Source organism: Streptomyces sp. CT34, assembly GCF_000805335.1.
Lineage (GTDB): Bacteria > Actinomycetota > Actinomycetes > Streptomycetales > Streptomycetaceae > Streptomyces.
Window position 1 is genome coordinate 4,748,969 of sequence record NZ_KN708638.1, and the last position, 17,051, is coordinate 4,766,019.

The window sequence follows — 17,051 nt, forward strand, 5'->3', positions numbered from 1 at the left end:
CCCGGCCCGTTCGGATCCGTGGGAATCCACGACGCTCCGGGGGCGCCGCCGAGCGGTCAGCCGCGCGCAAGCGGCCGGCCGCTGCCGTTCCGTACTGTGCCGTGGCTCACTTCACTGTGCTGCGGCTCACTTCGAGGACGGCGGGGTGCTCTTCCGGGCCTGGCCCGACGCCGGCTTGCGCGGCGCGGCGGGCTTCTTGGTCCCGGCCGGCCGGGGCTGCGTCGACGCGGTGGCCTTGGCCTCGGGACGGGTCCCGTTGGCGGGCACGGTCTTCGGGCGGTCGGCGGACTCCGAGCCGTTCTTCGCGTCGCCCTTGTCCGCCTGCTCCGGCTCGATCGCCACCGGCCGCTCCTCGACCTGCTCGGCGGCCCCGCCGCGCCAGGTCTGCACGGCGCCCCGGCCGCGCTCGGCCAGTTCGTCGTACGTCTCGCGTGCCTGCACGGCGACCTCGGCGGCCCGGCCGACGCCGCGCAGCGCCAGCTCCTGGGCCTGGTCGCGGAACTTCTTCAGATCGCCGTCCAGCGAGCCCAGCAGCTCGGCGAGCCTGTCCTGGGCCTCCTTCGCCTGCTTGGCGACCAGCGCCTGGACTTCCTTGGGGTCGGTGCTGCGTACGGACTCGAAGCGCTTGGGCGCCTCGGCCCGGAACCGCTCGACCAGCTGCGGCACCTCGCCGAGCTTCTCGGCGGCGAGATCGGCGGTGCCGGCCAGCGCGTACAGCGGGGTCGCGTCGGTCAGGGCTTTGCGGAGGTCATCGGTGGTGATGGCCATGACGTGGTTCCTCCTGGAAACGAATGCGGTTGCTCAGGTGGCGTGCGGGCCGCCGTCGGCCTCTGCCTCATGGGGGTGTGCCGCGCCGGGGCCGTCCTCACGGCCGCCGGCGCCGCTGTCGTCCGCGCCGTCGCCGGCGATCCCGTTCTCCTTGCGGAAGGACTCGTAGATCTGGAGCAGCACCTGCTTCTGCCGCTCGTTCAGCGACGGGTCGGTGAGTATCGCGGTCTGCACCTCGACACCGTCCAGACCGCGCCGCTCGTCGAGGATCCCGGCCTGGACGTACAGCGTCTCCGCGGATATCCGCAGCGCCTTGGCCAGCTGCTGGAGGATCTCCGCACTCGGCTTGCGCAGGCCGCGCTCGATCTGGCTGAGGTACGGGTTGGACACCCCCGCGGCATCGGCCAGCTGCCGCAGGCTCAGCTGCGCGGTGCGCCGCTGCTCCCGCAGGAACTCGCCGAGATTGCCGACATTGAGTGATGCCATGCCTCGATGGTGCACGCTGGTGCTAACTTTTGCAAGCAAGCGCTAGCTGGAGTGCGTCCTGTGGCGTGTGACCTGTGGCGTGTGACCGAGCACGCTGAACGGCCACTGCCCACTTCGAGCAGCACGGCGGGCCGGGTCGGCCGGACTGCCCGACCTGACCCGGCTGCCGGATCTCGGCGGCCCGTTCGGCGCGGTCGCGGGCAGCATGGTGCTTCCGCCGTCCCGGGCCGAAAGCCCGTGATGCGGGCGGGTGTTCAGGCCCTGGCGCCGGTGCTGCTCGGCGGAGGGCGGACCCGTAGGGCCCGCCGCGCCTGCGCTACCCCTTTGCCGTCGGCCGGTACGTGCACACGTGGACGCCGGTGCTGCTGGTGACCGTGGAGACCAGCTCCAGCGGGCGCTGCGTGCCGTCGTCGGGGAAGATCGTCTTTCCGCCGCCGAGCAGCACCGGCATGATCACGAGCCGGAGTTCGTCGACCAGGTCCTCGCGCAGCAGGGTGCGGACGAGGGTGGGGCTCCCCATGACCAGCAGGTCGCCGCCCTCCGTGCCGCGCAGCTCCCGGATGCGGGCGACGGCCTCGTCACCGGGGATGCGGGTGGTGTGCTCCCACGTCAGCTCGTCGTCGCCGAGCGTGTGGGACACCACGTACTTCGGGATGCTGTTCATCCGGTCGGCGAACGGGTCGCCGGCCCGCTCGGGCCACGCCGCGGCCATCGTCTGCCACGTACGGCGCCCGAACAGCAGCGCCTCGGCCTTGGTGAGCGCCTCGGCGAAGGCGCCGCCCACGACCTCCGGGTCGAAGAACGGGTGCGACCAGCCGCCGTGGGCGAAGCCGCCGTCGGTGTCCTCCTCGGGGCCGCCCGGCGCCTGCACGACGCCGTCCAGGCTGATGAACTCGCTGATCACGATGCGCATGGACTCGCTCCTCGGGTCTTCGCTTCAGGTGACGGCAGGGGAGACTGCCGCGCCGCGCCGAAATCATCGCTCCTACGGGAACCCGCGGGTGTGCTGTGGCACACCCGCCCACCGGTCTCCTCGCACCACCACGTGTGCGCCGCCGCACCCGGCCTACCGTGGGCGGGTGAGAAGGGATCACCAACTCCGGCGGCTGACCGTCGGCGAGGAGTGCCGGCTGTGGTCGGTACGCCACGGGCACGACGGGCAGACCCCTGCCGCGAGGTCCTCTCGCTGCGCCGCGACGGCACCGGGCGGCGCTCCGTATCGTCTTCCGGGCCGGCCCGGGGCGATGGGTGCCCGACGGGCTGTTGCACTCCGGGGCGGCCAGGGACGATCGGCGCCGGGTGCTCAACCTGCACCAGCCGGGCGTCGTACGCCGCCTCCTCGACGAGGCACGATCGCGCGGCCGGCTGCCGACGACCCCTGGCGTGACGGAGCCCGTCGGTTGGCCGATGGTCGACGCGATCGCCGGAAGCAGACGCAACTGAGCGGTGAGGGAACGGAGTTGCCCGCATCGCACGCCCCGTCGCCCGCCACTCACTCCCGGAGCCAGAAGCCGGTGGTCTCCCGCCAGACGTCCAGCAGGCGCGTATCGCCGAGGACTTCGACGCCGTTGCCGCCGCTCCCGGCGGGAAGCCGGCTGTAGACGAGCAGGAGGAGGCCGGACAGCGGGCCGCGGACGGTGACGGTGGCGGGCCGGGCGGCGTCGGCCGGACGCTGCCAGGTGAGTGCATCGTCCCCGAGGGCGACCAGCCAGTCCGCCGCGGCCTCGGGGGCCGTGTCGGTGGCCTGGAAGCGGAGGGAGCGGCCACTGCCCATGAACTCCCGTATTTCGGGGCCGGATTCCAGTGTCACCGGCAGCGAGCCGAAGGACATCCACTCGTCGAGACCGTCGATGGCGAGGTCGTCGGCGACGGTGAACCGCTCGACGCGGGGGTGCGGGCCGGAGTCCGGGGCCGCCGCGAACGTCGCGTCCGCGCGGTGGACCACCGTCTCGTGCGCCATCCGGCGTGCCCAGAACACCGGTGTCCCACACGGGGCGACGGTCCACACCGCGGCGTGCGGTCCGGCGCCGCGCAGGGTGGCCGCCAGCTGCTCGGCGCCCTCGGTGAGCCAGGCGCAGAGCGCGGCCGGGTCCTCGTCCGGGTCGCCGGAGACGTCGTTGACCTGCTCCTCGGGGACGGGGGACGTCGCCCGGGTCCGTACGATCCGCTCCCCCCAGCGGTGGGCGCCGCCGATATGCCGTATCAGCTCGCGGAGCGTCCAGCCTGGGCAGCCGGGGACGGGCGCCGCGAAGTCCGCGCCGTCGACGTGGGACGTCAACAGCGCGGTCTGCGCGGTGATTTCGGCGCAGTGGCGGTCGAAGCTCAGCGAAGCCATGCCCCCACCGTAAATCGCGCCACTGACAGAGCTCAGCCGGTTTTCGCGGCTCCTGGGCCGTCCGGCTCCCGGCTGTCCGGCCGGGTGCCGATGACGACCGTGGCGTAGCGCTCGTCGCAGGTGGCCACCCTGGGGGGCAGGCCGTTGCGGACGAAGGTCTCGACGGCCCGCGGCGCCTGCAGTTCGCTGGTCTCGACCAGCAGATGGCCGCCGGGCGCCAGCCACTGCGGCGCCTCGGCGGTCACCCGCCGCAGCACATCGAGCCCGTCCGCGCCGCCGTCGAGCGCCACCAGCGGCTCGTACTCGCGTGCCTCCGGGGGCAGCAGCCCGACCTCCTCGGTGGGGACGTACGGCACGTTGGCCACCAGGACGTCGATACGGCCCCGGAGGCGGGCGGGGAGCGGAGCGAAGAGATCGCCCTCGTAGACCTGGCCGCCGGCCGCGGCCACGTTGCGGCGGGCACAGCGCACCGCCGCCGGCTCGATGTCGGCGGCGGACAGCTCGACCCCGTCCACCGCCGCGGCCAGCGCGGCACCCACCGCGCCGGAGCCGCAGCACAGGTCCACCGCGACCGTGCCGCGCCCGGTCCGTGCGGCGGACCGGCGGACCAGGTCGACGGCCTGGCCGAGCAGGAACTCGGTGCGCCGCCGCGGCACGAAGACCCCGGGGTCCACGGAGATCCGCAGCCCCCCGAACTCGGCCCAGCCGAGGACGTGTTCCAGCGGCTGACCGGCCGTCCGCCGCGCCACCATGGCGGCAAGGTCGGCCGGCGTGGCCGCGGTGGAGAACAGCAGCTCGGCCTCGTCCTCGGCGAAAACGCAGCCGGAGCCGCGGAGCGCGGTGACGACGGCGGAGCGGGAGAGACCGTCCGAGAGGGGCGGCGGAGAAGCAAGGTGTGATGACGAGGGTGACGACATGGGAAACCTTTCGGGACGCCGATGGGCGCTTCCCGGGTCACGTCTGTCGGTCGGTCACCTGAATCGGGTGAACACACGGACATGAGACGGGAGCACCTGCCTGGTCTGGCGGGGGATCGGTCTCACCTCCTCGGGTGGTGCGCTGCCGGCCTGCGAGTACCGGTGCGTGGCTGCACCGGTGGCCGGGGCAACAGTACCTGACCTGGGCAGTGTCCTCGTGTGCCGTTCGTGCAACGACCGGACCACGGCTGCTCCAACTCCCGCTATGCGCCGCTGTCCTGCGGAAGCACGTCCTGCAAAGTACGTCCTGCGAAAGTACTTGTCAGATTGGAAAGTACTTGGCAGCATGATGAGTGTCGGATGCGGGAGACCGCGACGAAGTAGTGAAGTAGTCAAGGGGAAGTGACATGGGGGAGTACGCCTCGAGCGACGCGGCAGCCGCGCTGGCCCGCGTGGAGGAGCTGGGTTCCACGGTCCGCAACGGCGGCAAGTGGTATGTGCGTTACCAGGTGATCTACGGTCTCGCCGCCGGCCTGGTGGTGCTGTCCATCGGTCTGGTGAAGCACCCGTACGGGGTCGCGGTCGGCGTTGGGTTCTGGTGCGCCACCGTCGCCGGGCTTTCGGTCTATGCGGCCCGGCAGCGCGTCTCCCGGCTGGGGTTCGGGAGGCGGCACGCAGCGATGATCATCCTGTGGGGGCTGCTCTATCTGGCCGTGCTGTTGCCCGGCACGTTCTGGTTCAAGGGAGCCGCGGCCTGGTGGGTGCCGGGAGCGGTGGTGGTTGCCCTTCCCGGCCTGATAGGCGGCTATCTGGAGGCCCGGCGGTGACGGAACAGCACCATGCGATCGACCCGCCGCCGGAGTCCGCGGCGCCGGACGGAGCGCCGGCCCCGCGCGCGGGAAGTGCCGGAAGTGCGGGAGGCGCGGGCAGCCATCCGCGTCATGGGCTCGACGAGGTCATCCACGCCCCGGTGCGCTTCTCCATCGTGGCGACCCTGGCGGCTGCCGACAAAGCCGAGTTCGCCTTCGTGCGGGACACGGTCGAGGTGAGCGATTCGGTCCTGTCGCGGCAGGTGGGCGTTCTGGAGAAGGCCGGCTATGTAGCGGTCACCAAGGGGTATGTGGGGAAGCGCCCGCGCACCTGGCTCTCCCTCACGGCGGACGGCCGGATCGTGTTCGCGGCACACTGCCAGGCGCTGCGGGCGATAGCCGGCGGTGACGGCTGACGGCTGACGGCTGACGGTTGCCGGGGCGGGGGTTCCGGTCCGCGGTTGACTTCGAGTGCTCTCCAACTCATACCGTCTGCAACGGAATGCGGAACACCCGCAGCCACAACGGAACACTCGCAGCCACAACACCGCGCTTTCGCCGTGGCCCTCGCCACCGCATGCGCAGCACGTGCCAGGAGGTAGCAGCATGCCGGAGATTTCCACCCGTCACCTCGGTGAACTGGCGGTTTCCGCCCAGGGGCTTGGCTGCATGGGGATGAGCCACGGGTACGGGTCCTCGGATGACGACCAGTCGATCGCGACCATCAACCACGCGCTCGACCTCGGTGTCAGCCTGCTGGACACCTCCGACTTCTACGGGGCCGGGCACAACGAAGAGCTGATCGGCCGGGCCATCGCCGGGCGGCGGGACGAGGTCGTGCTGGCGACCAAGTTCGGCTTCGCCAACCAGCTCGGCGAGCCGACCCTGATCCGCGGCGACGCCGCCTATGTACGCGAGGCGTGCGACGCGTCGCTGCGCCGGCTCGGCGTCGACTACATCGACCTCTACTACCAGCACCGCGTCGACCCCGACGTTCCGATCGAGGAGACCGTCGGGGCGATGGCCGAACTCGTCGCGGCGGGCAAGGTGCGGCACCTCGGGCTCTCCGAGGCGGGCGCGGAGACCATCCGGCGGGCGCACGCGGTGCATCCGATCGCCGCGCTGCAGAGCGAGTGGTCGCTGTGGACCCGGGATCTGGAGCGGGAGATCGCGCCGGTGTGCCGCGAACTGGGCATCGGCCTGGTGCCGTTCTCGCCGCTCGGCCGCGGCTTCCTGACGGGGCGTTATACCTCCGTCGAGGGGCTGGAGAAGACGGACGTGCGCCGCACCCAGCCGCGCTTCGCCGACGGCAACCTGGAGCAGAACCTCGCCATCGTGGCGAAGCTCAACGAACTCGCCGCCGAGAAAGGCGTCACCGCCGGGCAGCTGGCGCTGGCCTGGGTGCAGCACCGGGGCGACGACGTCGTTCCGATTCCGGGCACCCGCCGCCAGAAGTACCTGGAGGAGAACCTGGCCGCACTGGAAGTCACGCTGTCCACCGAGGAGTTGGACGCCATCGACGCCGCGGCCCCGCTCGACCGGATAGCCGGCACGCGCTATGACGAGGTGAACCTGACATTCGTCGGCCGGTGACGCACCGAGAGGAGTGAGCCCCGCGGGCGGCGGCCCGAGAGGCGATGCCCTCGCGCCATGGGCCGCCGGGCGTCAGTCCCTCGGTCCCAGGCGCAGAACTCGCGCAGAACCCGAGCCCGGTGCCCCGGCCCCGGACCGAGGCACCGGCTCCCGGACTGGAGGCGCCGCCCCCGGGACGGAGGCGCCGGCCCCCGACCGGGGCACCAGCTCCCGGACCGGAGACAGCGGTCCCCGGACTGGAGGCACCGGCCCCCGGACCGGAGACACCGGCACCCGGACCGGGGCACCAGCTCCCGGACAGGAGGCACCGGCCCCCGACCGGGGCACCAGCTCCCGGACCGGAGGCACCGGCCCCCGACCGGGGCACCAGCCCCCGGACTGGAGGCACCGGCCCCGGACTGAAGACACCGGCCCCCGGACCGGGGCCACCAGCCTCCCCACCCCCTCCGGCCCTCAGGCCGGGGACATCACTTCATAGAGATTGCGGTCGGCGTCGAGGAAGAACAGGCCGCGGGGGCACAGGGGGTGGTCGATGCGGTGGTTGTCCGGGTGGGCGGGGTCGTTGCCGTAGGGGATGCCCGCGGACCGGAGGCGGGCCAGGACCGCGTCGAAGGTTTCCGGGTCGACGTCGAAGGCCAGGTGATGCCCTTCGGGGTCCGGGACGGCCATGAAGTCGAGGGTGAGTGCCTCGTTCACCCGGACCGGGGCGAAGTGGCCGTTGCGGCCGGCCGGCGGGAGCTCCGGAAGGCCCATGACCGAGGCGAAGAAGCGGGCCGCCGCGCGGTGGTCGGTGGCCGGGACGATGGTGTGGTTCAGGGTGACGGCCATCAGTTGCCCCCGGGGCTCTTCAGGGTGCCGTGGAGGAGTACGGAGACGAGTTCCTGGGGGGTGAGCTGAGCGTCGGGCTCGTTCACCGGTGCGGTCCTGCGGGTGAAGAGCAGGCCCATAAACGCGGAGGCGACGCGTTCGGGGCTCAGGCGCAGCGCGTCCCGGTCGGCTTCGATCAGCTCGGCCACGGCCTCGCGCAGCGCGGCGAGAGACTCCGCCCGGCTGTCCTGCGGGGGGCGTTCACCGGGCCCGCCGTCGGGCGTACGGTCGCGGCCACGGCGGTACCCGGAGGCGTAGAGACTGCCGACGACGGCGCCCATCCGCTCCATATGGGCGCAGAGCGCCTCGGCGGCGTCGGTGAGCCGTACGTCCAGCGGTTCGTCGAGAGGGATGGAGGCCAGCTCGCGCAGCACGTGTTCCGTGCCGACCGCCTCTGCCACGCAGGCGTCCAACACCTCGTCCTTGTCCTTGAACGCGCGGAAGATGGTCGCCTCGCCGATACCGGCGGCGCGGGCGATCTGACTGGTGGTGACCGCCGCACCGAACTCCGCTACGAGGGGCAGCGTCGCCGCGACGATCATGGCCCGGCGCTGCTCGACGTTCATGCCCGGGGCACGGCGTCGGGGCGCAGGGGACTCCTGAGGAGCTGTGGGTGGTGTCATGCGTTCCACAGTACGGAGTGAGTGCTCACTCCGTCAATGGTTTTGCGCAGTGGGCGTGCCCACGCGCACATCCCTAAACTCTTTGCAGCGACGCTTTCCCGTGCGACTCCATCCCGCCCCCTGCGAGCCCCCGACCGAATGGGAGGACGGCACACCATGGACTGGAAGCTGGAGCTGGTGCCGATTCCGGTGAGCGATGTGGAACGGGCGAAGCGCTTCTACAGCGAGCAGGTGGGGTTCGTCGTCGACCACGACATCTCGCTCGGCGACGGTGTGCGCATCGTGCAGCTGACACCGCCGGGTTCCGGGTGCTCGATCGTCCTCGGCGCCGGCAGCGGCGTGGCCGGGTCGAGCCCCGGGTCGGTGCAGGGCGTGCAGCTGGTGGTGTCCGATGTGGCAGCGGCGCGGGGCGAGTTGATCGAGCGCGGGGTGGCGGTCGGGCCCGTACAGCACGTGGAGAATGGGGAGATGGCCGACGGGCCCGGCGGCGCGTGGAATACGTTCGTCTACTTCCGCGACCCGGACGGAAACGGCTGGGCGGTGCAGCAGCGGCCGTCCGAAGGGGAAGAGTGAGCGATCACGCGCCGCACAGTCCCTGAGCGGCCATCCAGTCCGGATCGGGGTCGATGGTCTGGAGTATCTCGATCAGGGTTCCTTCCGGGGCCCATACGTTGAAGCGGCGCTGACCCCAGGGCTCGTCCCGCAGGGGTTCGGCGATGGGGACGCCCTTGGCGCGCAGCGCGACCTCCTCGGCGACGGCGTCCGCCACCAAGAACCCCAGCAGCACCCCGCCGGTCTCCTGCGCGCGGAACCGCTCGGGCATGGACTCGTGCCCGCGCACCATGAAGTCCAGTGCGAAGTCGGCGTGTTGGGGGTGCTGAAGGCTGGCGTACCAGCCGAGGTCGACCAGCGGCTCGAAGCCGAAGTGGTCTACGTAGAAACGGACACTGGCGGCCAGGTCGTCGGTGAGCAGGGCGGTGCCGAGTTTGGTGAAGCGCATAAGGGTCCCCTCCGTCATGAGTGCCACACAACCGCAACAACTCCAGTTGTAGTACTCTAACTGTAGTGGTTGCAAGCCCCTTTGGTGCTTTGACGTGGCAAGAGGAGGTCCGCATGGTGCGAAACCCGGAGCGGCGTACGGCGTTGGTGGACGCCGCGATCGAGGTGCTGGCGCGGGACGGGGCGCGGGGGCTGACCTTCCGCGCCGTCGACGCGGAAGCGGCGGTGCCGGTGGGCACCGCCTCCAACTACTTCACCGGCCGGGACGATCTGCTGGCCCAGGTCACCGGGCAGATCCACCAGCGCATCGCGCCCGACCCGGCCGAGGTGACCGCGGTGATGCAGGCGCCGCCGACCCGGGCGCTGGTCGCCGAGTTGATGCGCTGGATCAATCGCCGGGTTGCCGAGAACCGCACCGGATACCTGGCGATGCTGGAACTGCGGCTGGAGGCGACCCGGCGGCCGGAGCTGCGGACGGCGCTGACCCAGGTCATCCGCGAGACGCTGGACGACGACATCCGCTTCCACCTGGAGGGCGGACTGCCGGGCGACCGTACGGCCGTGGTGCTGTTCTATCTCGCGATGACCGGACTGATGCTGGAGCAGCTCACACTGCCCGGGGTGGTGCCGGAGGCGGAGGCCGACGGACTGATCACGGCGCTGGTCGACCGCACGATCGGGGCCGACTAGGCAGCGTACGGGCGCACCGTACGAGCTTCCCTCAGGGCCACCGCCCACCAGGTCAGCTGGCGGAGCAGGGCGTCGGCGGCCTCGGTCACAGGCGCCGGGTCACGCAGCTGTCCCGCCTCGTCGAAGGGCTTGTCGGCGAGCGCGAAACTGACCGTCTCGCGAACCGTCGTGGCATGCAACTCGGCGAAAACCAGACGCAGTTGCTCGACCGCGCGGAGGCCGCCGGAAATCCCGCCGTACGAAACGAAGCCGACCGGCTTGGCCCGCCACTGCGCGTACAGCAGGTCGATGGCGTGCTTGAGCGGCGCCGGGAAGGAGTGGTTGTACTCCGGCGTGATCACCACGTAGGCGTCCGCCTGCTCGACGCGCTTCGCGAAGGACTCGAACTCCTCGCTGCCGGGCCGGAGTTCGTAGGGGCGGATGACGTCCAGGTCGATGACGTCGAGGTCGATCTCCGGGTGGGTCGAAGCGTGCCGGGCAAACCAGTTCGCGACAATCGGGGCGAACCGGCCCTCCCGGGTGCTGCCGACGATGACGGCGAGGGTGTAGCGGAGCGCGGACATGCAGGGCCCTTCGTCAGGAAGTACACGGCGCTGTCGCCGCGTCACACCCAGACGCTAAAACCCCAACTGAACTTGAGGTCAAGGGCGGGGATGCGGCATACCCGCCCCGCCCTCACTCCGCGCCGAACAGCTTCAGCAACTCCGTCTTCTGGAACATCCGGGCCGTGTCGATCGCCGACGGCGTCCCGGCCGCCGGATCCGCACCGTGCTCCAGAAGGACCCTGACGACCTCGTCCTCCCCCTTGAACACCGCGCCGGCGATGGGGGTCTGCCCCCGGTCGTTGGCCCGGTCGGCATCGCCGCCGCGTTGCAACAGGGCCTTCACGGTGTCGGGGTGGCCGTGGTACGCGGCGAGCATCACCAGGGAGTCGCCCTTGTCGTTCGTCAGGTTGGCGGGCACGCCCGCGTCCACGTACGCGGCGACGGTATCGGTGTCACCGTGCCGCGCCAGGTCGAACACCTTGGCCGCGAGTTGCAGCACCTCGGGGTCATGCGCGTGCTCGATCGCCTCGGGCCCCTGCGGCTCGCTGTTCGCGTCGCTCATGGTCGCCGGCCTCCTGCTGTGGTGGATGGTGCGCTGTCTCATCGCCACTTTATGCAGGTCACCACCGCCGCGGCAGCGGTGACGCAACGCCGTTTGCGCACACTGACACCACCATCGGTCGGAGCCACTGTCCGTCCGCCGGTCGAACGGCACCGGTGACGGAACGCCGTTTGCGCGTAACGCCCTGTGGGCGGTCGGAGCCACCGCCCGACGGTCGGCGACGGCGCAGGGCCGGAGGGATGTACCGGAGTGCGCCCGCAGGACCTGGAGCGAACGCCGGGGTATGCGTCATCCACGTACCAGATGCGCCCGCGCCGAGGACGTACTCCGGTGCAGCCCTCCGGCCCCCACGCACCGGGCGAAACCGAGGCCACGCCAGCCCCACCCACCGGCGACACCCGCAACGAGCCAAGCCCCCACCCGCCGGGCGCACACGAGGCCACGCCCGCCCCCACCAGTCGGAGCCCACAAGGCGCTCGCCCCACCCACCGGACACGACCCGCAACGAGGCCAGCCCCACCCACCGGCAGCAACCGAGGCCACGCCAGCCCCACCCACCGCACAGAACCCGCAACGAGGCCAGCCCCACCCACCGGGCGAACGGGGCAGCCACGCGCGGGCACCGCCCAACCGCAAGCGCGCCCCTCAGAACGCCGCGCGTATCTCCCCCACGCGCATGCCCCCGCCATGCAGCGGCACATCCTCGATGCGCGACAGCACCGGATCGTCGATCCCCAGGCGGCGCAGGACGCGGGCCAGCACCGGCCCCAGCGTGCGCGTGGCACCGTCGTCGATCTTGAACGCGAGGGCCCGCCCATCGGGCAGGGCCACCGCCTGAACGGCCTCGGCGCCCATCTTGGACAGGGTGCCCGGCAGCGCCTGCATCAGCCAGGTGTCCGGCCGGCGCGTCCCCGCGACGTACTCGGGATGGGCCCGCATCGCATCGGCGACCCGGCGCTCCGGCGTCCCCGGCTCCGCGCACACGAAGTACCGGAACGCTCGCGCCAGACCGGTGAGCGACAGCGACATCAGGGGCGCGCCGCACCCGTCGGTACCGATGTGCGCGACATCCTCGCCACCGGCCGTGCGCACCACGTCGAGGATCAGCTGCTGGAGCGGGTGCCCCTGCTCCAGGTACGTGTCCAGCGGCCAGCCGTTCAGCGCGCACGCGGCGAGCATCGCGGCGTGCTTGCCGGAGCAGTTCATCGTGAGCCGCTCACGGACGTTGCCCGCCGCGAGGTAGCGCTCCGCCTCCTCCGGATCCAGCGGCAGGTCCGGCGGCGTCCGCAGGTGCTCGGAGGCGAGGCCGTTCTCGGCGAGCATGGTGCGCACGAGATCGAGATGGAACGTTTCTCCAGAGTGGCTCGCGGCGGCCAGCGCGAGCCGCTCACCGGAGAGGTCGAGCCCCGCGCGCAGGACGGCCGCGGCCTGCATGGGCTTGTTCGTGGAGCGCGGGAAGACGGGCGCGGTGACATCGCCGAGGGACCAGTCCACACTGCCGTCGGCCGCCAGCACCACCAGCGAGCCGCGGTGCCGCCCCTCGACGAAGCCGGAGCGAAACACCTCGGCGAGCACCGGGGACGGCACGACCGGCACCGACGGCACGACCGGCACCGACGGCACCGACGGCTCGGGTATCGGGGTGGGCGAGGACGAGGTCATCGGCGGCCTTCCGGGGAGGGGACATGACCCACGCCCCGGAGGCTTGTGGCCCGGTCAGGACAGCAGGTCGTCGACTTGCGCTTCTCCTTCACGGTACCTGCGGGCGATTTCGGCGCTGCAATCGTCCGTGGTGCGCTGCAAGGACTGACGGCGCTGGGAGATCTGCCGCTCGTAGCGGATCAGCCGCCCCATCGCGTCGTGCAGCTCGTCGTCCGTTCGGGCCGTGAGGTCCGACAGCTCGACCTCGCCGAGCATCTCGTCCGCCAGCCGCCGGTACTCCTCGCTGTGCGGGGTGCCGAGCGTCACATGCCGGGCCGACGAGCGCTGCCGCGACGGGACGTCCGTGAGGATCTCCGGGAGCCGGTCGAGGACCGGCGAGTGCGGCGCCGTACGGCGGGCGATCTCCGCCCGGAGGATGTCGATCCGGCCCTGCAGCAGCCGCCGCAGATAGCTGAGGTCGGCCTCTTCCTGCTGGGAGTCGCGGCGCACGATGCGGAGCTCGGGCAGGCCCAGGCCGGACAGCTCCGGGGTGTCGGCCGGCCGGAAGCGGTCGCGCTGCTGCGGAGGGCGGGGTGGCTGCGCCTGGCCTGCCTGGAGCATGGGGCCATCCTTGGTGCGGGCGGGCTCGCCGCGAGCCGGCGCCGGGGTCGTAGTGGTGGTCGGGGCGGCCGGGGCCTCCGGGGCGGTCGGTCTCGTACGACCGGACGGCGGGGTGGCGTCGCCGGGCGCCGTACGGCCGGAGGATGGCGTGGCTCCGCCGGGAGTCGTACGGGCGGGTGGTACGGGGCCGGGTGTCTGTCCGGCGCCGATGGTGCTCATGAATCGTTCCGTCCCCTCGTCCGGTGCCGCATCCAGGGCATGTTGTCCGTGAAACGCACCGCGTGCACGCATCGTGCCACTCTGCGAGGTCCATGTGCAGGGCCATGGCACCCGAACGGCCCTTGTGGGGGTACCCGTCCCGGAGGCCCGGGGCCGCCCGGCATGATGGCGGGTATGCGAGCTGTGGTGCAGAGAGTGGATGGCGCGCGCGTCGTGGTGGCGGGCGAGACGGTCGGCGAGATCGTCGGAGAAGGGCTGTGCGTGCTGGTGGGGGTCACGCATGACGACACCCCGGAGAAGGCCGCGCAGCTCGCCCGCAAGCTGTGGTCGCTGCGGATTCTCCAGGGGGAGAAGTCCTGTTCGGACAATGGGTCGCCGCTGCTGGTGATCAGCCAGTTCACTCTCTACGGTGACGCCCGCAAGGGCCGCCGTCCCACCTGGCACGCCGCCTCCCCCGGGCCGGTCGCCGAACCGCTGGTCGACGAGGTCGTGGCGCAGCTGCGGGCGCTCGGTGCGCAGGTGGAGACCGGGCGGTTCGGCGCGGACATGAAGGTGTCGCTGACCAACGACGGTCCGTTCACGGTGCTGTTGGAGGTCTGAGAGGTCTGAGAGGTCTGAGAGGTCTGCGGGGTCTACGAGGTCCGGGGCCCGGCTACGACTCGCCGGACAGGCCCCACCCCACCCCACCCCGGCCTCCGAAGTCCCGCCCCGCTCGCGAGCCGCGCGACCCGGTTCCGGAGGTCCGTCCGCCCCTCCCGCGCCGGCCGCTACGGCTCGACGACGACCTCCTGGGCCGCCGCGGTACTGCCCGCCAGCAGCTGGGCGTCGGTCGGTACGTTCCGCTTGACCAGCGCCAGCGCGATCGGGCCGAGCTCGTGGTGGCGGGCCGAGGTGGTGACGAAGCCGAGCTGGCGGCCCTCCTCGCCGTCCGCGGCCAGCCGTACGGGCGTGCCGTGCGGCGGGAGATGGACCTCGCTGCCGTCCAGGTGGAGGAAGACCAGCCGGCGCGGCGGCTTGCCGAGGTTCTGGACCCGGGCGACGGTCTCCTGGCCGCGGTAGCAGCCCTTCTGGAGGTGCACGGCGACGCCGATCCAGCCCAGCTCGTGCGGGATGGTGCGGTGGTCGGTCTCCAGGCCCAGCCGCGGGCGGTGGGCCTCGACGCGCAGTGCCTCCATGGCCAGGATGCCGATCGCCGGGCCGTTGGCGGCGGCGAAGGACTCCAGCTGCTCGCGGGGGAGGAAGAGGTCGCGGCCGTGCGGGGTTTCGCGGACGACGGTGCCTTCGGGGGCGTCGGTGATGGAGCCGGCCGGCAGGTGCACCACGGCGATCTCGCCGGTGCGGTCGGCGATCTCGACGCGGTAGAAGAACTTCATGCTGTCCAGGTAGGCGAGCAGCGCCTCCTGGTTGCCGGGCTCGGTGTGCATCCAGGTCGTCTCGCCGTCGTCGACCAGGTAGAGCGCGTGCTCGATGTGGCCGTGCGCGGAGAGGATCAGCGCCTCGGTGGCCTGGCCGGGTGGCAGGTCGCTGACGTGCTGGGTGAGCAGCAGGTGCAGCCAGCTCAGCCGCTCGGGGCCGGAGACGGTGACCACGCCGCGGTGCGAGAGGTCCACGAAGCCGGAGCCGTCGGCGAGCGCACGTTGCTCCCGGAAGAGGTCGCCGTAGTGCGCGGCGACGCCTTCGTCGGGGGCCTCGGCGGGGACGGCGCCGGGCAGCGACAGCAGGGGGCTGGCGGATGAAGGTCGCAGCATGGGGCCAGCCTACGACCAGGGAGCGCGGGCGCTAGCCGGCGCCCTGGGCGGGCCGGGCGCCGTGCGCGGGCCGGGCGTCCCGGGCGGGCCGGGTGCCCTGGGCGGGCCGGGTGCCCTGGGCGGGCCGGGTGCCGTGCGCCGGCCGGTCGTCCTGGGCGGGGCGGGCCGCCTTGGCGGCGCAGTCCGTGCACCGTCCGAAGATCGCGAAGTGCTTCATGTCCGTCTCGAAGCCGAACTGCTCGCGGAGCGTGGCGGCGAACGGTTCGGCGACCGAGAGATCGGCCTCGATGACGTCGGTGCAGTCCCGGCACACCAGGTGGATGTGGTGGTGCCGGTCGGCGAGGTGGTACGTCGGGGCGCCGTGCCCGAGGTGGGCGTGGCTGACCAGGTCCAGTTCCTCCAGCAGCTCCAGGGTGCGGTAGACGGTGGAGATGTTGATGCCGCCCGCGGTCTTGCGCACCTCGTTGAGGATGTCGTCGGGGGTGGCGTGCTCCAGTCTGTCCACCGCCTCCAGCACGAGTTGCCGCTGCGGGGTCAGGCGGTACCCGCGCCTGCGGAGGTCGCTCTGCCAGTCGGTGGTCACCACACGGCCAGTGTAGGAGGGCGGTCAGTGCGGGTGCACGCCCCGCAGATAGCGGGCGAGGTCGCTGATGGCGGTGGGGTTGCGGGGGCTCTCGACGAGGTCGGCGTAGTCCATGACGTAGATCCGGTGGTGCCTGATCGCGGAGACGTTCGCGAGCGGCGGGTAGGACTCCAGGAACGCCTTCTTCTGCGCGGCTGAGGTCTCGCCGTAGTTGTTGATGACGATGACGTCGGGGTCGCGGGCGACGACGGTCTCCCAGCCGACGGTGGTCCAGGAGTTCTCGAGGTCCTTCATGACGTGGTCGCCGCCGGCCTTGGTGATGATGTCGTGCGGTCCGGCGTACTTGCCGGCGGTCAGCGGCTTGTCGCGGCCGTCGTCGTAGAGGAAGACGGAGGGGCGGTCGGCGGGGGCGGGGGCCTTCGCGGCGGCCTCGGCGACCTGGGCCTTGTACCGCGTGATCAGGGCGTTGGCGCGGTCCTCGACGTGGAAGAGCTTTCCGAGCGCCGCCAGGTCGGTGTAGAGCGCCTCCAGGGGCGGCATCACCCCGCGGGCGCTCCCGGCGGGGCCCTTGCGGCAGGACTCGGTCAGGACGTAGCTGTCGATACCGACCTTCTTCAGGGCGGCGGGGGTCAGGCCGTTGCCCTCGCCGAAGCCGTAGTTCCAGCCGGCGAAGACCAGGTCGGCACGGGCGTCCAGGGCCATCTCCTTGGTGATGGCCTTCTTGGACAGCCAGGGGACCCTGTCGTACGCGGCCTTCCACGGGACGTGGGTGAGATCGCCCTTGTCGTCGGGCATCACGTAGCCGGCCATCCGGTCCTCCAGGCCGAGCGCGAACATGATCTCGGTGATGCCGACGTCGTTGGTGACGACCCGGCGCGGCGGGCGGGAATAGGTCGTCTGCGTACCGCAGTTGGTGAGGGTGACGGGAGAGTCGTCCGAGGAGCGGTGAGCGGCGGTGCCGGTGTCGGGAGCCACATGCGCGCCGCAGCCGGTGAGCGCGAGGGCGAGGACGGCGAGCAGGGCGGCGGGGCGGCGGATGCGCATG

The 17,051-nt window shown here is 71.8% G+C and carries 22 protein-coding genes; 7 read left to right on the forward strand and 15 right to left on the reverse strand.

What is annotated here, in order from left to right; translation table 11 throughout:
• Positions 1-126: 126 nt before the first annotated feature.
• The 3 genes from RZ84_RS20785 to RZ84_RS20795 all read right to left on the reverse strand — a co-directional run bounded on the left by RZ84_RS20785 (position 127) and on the right by RZ84_RS20795 (position 2,167).
• A complete protein-coding gene (locus RZ84_RS20785; RefSeq protein WP_043265552.1) occupies positions 127-768 on the reverse strand; it encodes a hypothetical protein in 642 nt (213 codons plus the stop codon).
• Positions 769-801: 33 nt separating this feature from the next.
• Positions 802-1,254, reverse strand: coding sequence for a helix-turn-helix domain-containing protein (locus RZ84_RS20790; RefSeq protein ID WP_043265553.1), 453 nt, complete (start codon positions 1,252-1,254; stop codon positions 802-804).
• Positions 1,255-1,570: 316 nt separating this feature from the next.
• Entirely contained in the window at positions 1,571-2,167 is a 597-nt protein-coding gene (locus RZ84_RS20795; RefSeq protein WP_043265554.1) for a dihydrofolate reductase family protein, read from the reverse strand.
• A 335-nt stretch (positions 2,168-2,502) separates the two neighbouring features.
• Here RZ84_RS20795 and RZ84_RS41465 point away from each other — a divergent pair, with 335 nt between their 5' ends.
• Positions 2,503-2,697, forward strand: coding sequence for a hypothetical protein (locus RZ84_RS41465; protein WP_241777788.1), 195 nt, complete (start codon positions 2,503-2,505; stop codon positions 2,695-2,697).
• Positions 2,698-2,746: 49 nt separating this feature from the next.
• Here the strand turns inward: RZ84_RS41465 and RZ84_RS20805 are convergent, their stop codons facing one another.
• Positions 2,747-3,589 carry a maleylpyruvate isomerase N-terminal domain-containing protein gene (locus tag RZ84_RS20805; protein WP_043265555.1) on the reverse strand — a complete coding sequence of 281 codons (843 nt, stop codon included), beginning with the start codon at positions 3,587-3,589 and terminating at the stop codon, positions 2,747-2,749.
• 32 nt (positions 3,590-3,621) lie between these two features.
• The gene (locus RZ84_RS20810; protein ID WP_052230058.1) at positions 3,622-4,506 is read right to left on the reverse strand and encodes a putative protein N(5)-glutamine methyltransferase; all 885 of its coding nucleotides are present in this window, start codon (positions 4,504-4,506) and stop codon (positions 3,622-3,624) included.
• A 407-nt stretch (positions 4,507-4,913) separates the two neighbouring features.
• On the opposite strand from RZ84_RS20810, the gene RZ84_RS20815 reads away from it, so the two are divergent.
• The 3 genes from RZ84_RS20815 (at position 4,914) to RZ84_RS20825 (ending at position 6,908) form a co-directional block, all read left to right on the forward strand.
• Positions 4,914-5,333, forward strand: coding sequence for a hypothetical protein (locus RZ84_RS20815; RefSeq protein WP_043265556.1), 420 nt, complete (start codon positions 4,914-4,916; stop codon positions 5,331-5,333).
• Between the two features lie 131 nt (positions 5,334-5,464).
• Positions 5,465-5,731: a winged helix-turn-helix domain-containing protein gene (locus tag RZ84_RS20820; RefSeq protein ID WP_052230519.1), complete on the forward strand. Its 267-nt coding sequence runs from the start codon at positions 5,465-5,467 to the stop codon at positions 5,729-5,731.
• 190 nt (positions 5,732-5,921) lie between these two features.
• A complete protein-coding gene (locus tag RZ84_RS20825; protein WP_043265557.1) occupies positions 5,922-6,908 on the forward strand; it encodes an aldo/keto reductase in 987 nt (328 codons plus the stop codon).
• Positions 6,909-7,361: 453 nt separating this feature from the next.
• Here RZ84_RS20825 and RZ84_RS20830 read toward each other — a convergent pair whose 3' ends face one another.
• Positions 7,362-7,736 carry a VOC family protein gene (locus tag RZ84_RS20830; RefSeq protein WP_043265558.1) on the reverse strand — a complete coding sequence of 125 codons (375 nt, stop codon included), beginning with the start codon at positions 7,734-7,736 and terminating at the stop codon, positions 7,362-7,364.
• Entirely contained in the window at positions 7,736-8,317 is a 582-nt protein-coding gene (locus RZ84_RS20835) for a TetR/AcrR family transcriptional regulator (protein WP_078894702.1), read from the reverse strand. The genes RZ84_RS20830 and RZ84_RS20835 overlap by 1 nt, the downstream gene beginning before the upstream one ends.
• Positions 8,318-8,554: 237 nt before the next feature.
• Here RZ84_RS20835 and RZ84_RS20840 point away from each other — a divergent pair, with 237 nt between their 5' ends.
• A complete protein-coding gene (locus RZ84_RS20840; protein WP_043265560.1) occupies positions 8,555-8,971 on the forward strand; it encodes a VOC family protein in 417 nt (138 codons plus the stop codon).
• A gap of 4 nt (positions 8,972-8,975) precedes the next feature.
• Here RZ84_RS20840 and RZ84_RS20845 read toward each other — a convergent pair whose 3' ends face one another.
• Positions 8,976-9,416 carry a VOC family protein gene (locus RZ84_RS20845; protein ID WP_206743094.1) on the reverse strand — a complete coding sequence of 147 codons (441 nt, stop codon included), beginning with the start codon at positions 9,414-9,416 and terminating at the stop codon, positions 8,976-8,978.
• Between the two features lie 95 nt (positions 9,417-9,511).
• Here RZ84_RS20845 and RZ84_RS20850 point away from each other — a divergent pair, with 95 nt between their 5' ends.
• Positions 9,512-10,087, forward strand: coding sequence for a TetR/AcrR family transcriptional regulator (locus RZ84_RS20850; RefSeq protein ID WP_043265562.1), 576 nt, complete (start codon positions 9,512-9,514; stop codon positions 10,085-10,087).
• Here the strand turns inward: RZ84_RS20850 and RZ84_RS20855 are convergent.
• The 4 genes from RZ84_RS20855 to RZ84_RS20870 all read right to left on the reverse strand — a co-directional run bounded on the left by RZ84_RS20855 (position 10,084) and on the right by RZ84_RS20870 (position 13,675).
• Positions 10,084-10,650 carry an NADPH-dependent FMN reductase gene (locus RZ84_RS20855; protein ID WP_043265563.1) on the reverse strand — a complete coding sequence of 189 codons (567 nt, stop codon included), beginning with the start codon at positions 10,648-10,650 and terminating at the stop codon, positions 10,084-10,086. The genes RZ84_RS20850 and RZ84_RS20855 overlap by 4 nt on opposite strands.
• 112 nt (positions 10,651-10,762) lie before the next feature.
• Positions 10,763-11,194 (reverse strand): ankyrin repeat domain-containing protein, encoded by a 432-nt coding sequence (locus RZ84_RS20860; protein WP_043265564.1) that lies wholly within the window; start codon positions 11,192-11,194, stop codon positions 10,763-10,765.
• Positions 11,195-11,839: 645 nt separating this feature from the next.
• On the reverse strand, positions 11,840-12,856 hold the full coding sequence (locus RZ84_RS20865) for an asparaginase (RefSeq protein WP_043265565.1): 1,017 nt from the start codon (positions 12,854-12,856) through the stop codon (positions 11,840-11,842).
• Between the two features lie 54 nt (positions 12,857-12,910).
• Positions 12,911-13,675: an RsiG family protein gene (locus RZ84_RS20870; protein ID WP_078894019.1), complete on the reverse strand. Its 765-nt coding sequence runs from the start codon at positions 13,673-13,675 to the stop codon at positions 12,911-12,913.
• A gap of 174 nt (positions 13,676-13,849) precedes the next feature.
• On the opposite strand from RZ84_RS20870, the gene dtd reads away from it, so the two are divergent.
• Positions 13,850-14,275: a D-aminoacyl-tRNA deacylase gene (dtd, locus tag RZ84_RS20875; RefSeq protein WP_043265567.1), complete on the forward strand. Its 426-nt coding sequence runs from the start codon at positions 13,850-13,852 to the stop codon at positions 14,273-14,275.
• Positions 14,276-14,442: 167 nt separating this feature from the next.
• Here the strand turns inward: dtd and RZ84_RS20880 are convergent, their stop codons facing one another.
• Genes RZ84_RS20880 through RZ84_RS20890 form a run of 3 tightly spaced genes read right to left on the reverse strand, consistent with a single transcriptional unit; the run spans position 14,443 to position 17,050 of the window.
• Entirely contained in the window at positions 14,443-15,423 is a 981-nt protein-coding gene (locus RZ84_RS20880; RefSeq protein WP_043265568.1) for a CAF17-like 4Fe-4S cluster assembly/insertion protein YgfZ, read from the reverse strand.
• A gap of 31 nt (positions 15,424-15,454) precedes the next feature.
• The gene (locus tag RZ84_RS20885) at positions 15,455-16,009 is read right to left on the reverse strand and encodes a Fur family transcriptional regulator (protein WP_078894021.1); all 555 of its coding nucleotides are present in this window, start codon (positions 16,007-16,009) and stop codon (positions 15,455-15,457) included.
• A gap of 21 nt (positions 16,010-16,030) precedes the next feature.
• On the reverse strand, positions 16,031-17,050 hold the full coding sequence (locus RZ84_RS20890; RefSeq protein WP_043265569.1) for an ABC transporter substrate-binding protein: 1,020 nt from the start codon (positions 17,048-17,050) through the stop codon (positions 16,031-16,033).
• Position 17,051 lies beyond the last annotated feature (1 nt).

What these genes read in the sequence shown, in the direction of transcription:
- RZ84_RS20830 (WP_043265558.1), bottom strand. Translation starts at nt 7,736, where the DNA reads ATGGCCGTCACCCTGAACCACACCATCGTCCCGGCCACCGACCACCGC.
- RZ84_RS20790 (WP_043265553.1), bottom strand. Translation starts at nt 1,254, where the DNA reads ATGGCATCACTCAATGTCGGCAATCTCGGCGAGTTCCTGCGGGAGCAG.
- RZ84_RS20785 (WP_043265552.1), bottom strand. Translation starts at nt 768, where the DNA reads ATGGCCATCACCACCGATGACCTCCGCAAAGCCCTGACCGACGCGACC.
- RZ84_RS20855 (WP_043265563.1), bottom strand. Translation starts at nt 10,650, where the DNA reads ATGTCCGCGCTCCGCTACACCCTCGCCGTCATCGTCGGCAGCACCCGG.
- RZ84_RS20805 (WP_043265555.1), bottom strand. Translation starts at nt 3,589, where the DNA reads ATGGCTTCGCTGAGCTTCGACCGCCACTGCGCCGAAATCACCGCGCAG.
- RZ84_RS20815 (WP_043265556.1), top strand. Translation starts at nt 4,914, where the DNA reads ATGGGGGAGTACGCCTCGAGCGACGCGGCAGCCGCGCTGGCCCGCGTG.
- RZ84_RS20795 (WP_043265554.1), bottom strand. Translation starts at nt 2,167, where the DNA reads ATGCGCATCGTGATCAGCGAGTTCATCAGCCTGGACGGCGTCGTGCAG.
- RZ84_RS20890 (WP_043265569.1), bottom strand. Translation starts at nt 17,050, where the DNA reads ATGCGCATCCGCCGCCCCGCCGCCCTGCTCGCCGTCCTCGCCCTCGCG.
- RZ84_RS20810 (WP_052230058.1), bottom strand. Translation starts at nt 4,506, where the DNA reads ATGTCGTCACCCTCGTCATCACACCTTGCTTCTCCGCCGCCCCTCTCG.
- RZ84_RS20845 (WP_206743094.1), bottom strand. Translation starts at nt 9,416, where the DNA reads ATGACGGAGGGGACCCTTATGCGCTTCACCAAACTCGGCACCGCCCTG.
- dtd (WP_043265567.1), top strand. Translation starts at nt 13,850, where the DNA reads ATGCGAGCTGTGGTGCAGAGAGTGGATGGCGCGCGCGTCGTGGTGGCG.
- RZ84_RS20850 (WP_043265562.1), top strand. Translation starts at nt 9,512, where the DNA reads ATGGTGCGAAACCCGGAGCGGCGTACGGCGTTGGTGGACGCCGCGATC.
- RZ84_RS20880 (WP_043265568.1), bottom strand. Translation starts at nt 15,423, where the DNA reads ATGCTGCGACCTTCATCCGCCAGCCCCCTGCTGTCGCTGCCCGGCGCC.
- RZ84_RS20860 (WP_043265564.1), bottom strand. Translation starts at nt 11,194, where the DNA reads ATGAGCGACGCGAACAGCGAGCCGCAGGGGCCCGAGGCGATCGAGCAC.
- RZ84_RS20835 (WP_078894702.1), bottom strand. Translation starts at nt 8,317, where the DNA reads ATGATCGTCGCGGCGACGCTGCCCCTCGTAGCGGAGTTCGGTGCGGCG.
- RZ84_RS20840 (WP_043265560.1), top strand. Translation starts at nt 8,555, where the DNA reads ATGGACTGGAAGCTGGAGCTGGTGCCGATTCCGGTGAGCGATGTGGAA.
- RZ84_RS20870 (WP_078894019.1), bottom strand. Translation starts at nt 13,675, where the DNA reads ATGAGCACCATCGGCGCCGGACAGACACCCGGCCCCGTACCACCCGCC.
- RZ84_RS20865 (WP_043265565.1), bottom strand. Translation starts at nt 12,856, where the DNA reads ATGACCTCGTCCTCGCCCACCCCGATACCCGAGCCGTCGGTGCCGTCG.
- RZ84_RS20825 (WP_043265557.1), top strand. Translation starts at nt 5,922, where the DNA reads ATGCCGGAGATTTCCACCCGTCACCTCGGTGAACTGGCGGTTTCCGCC.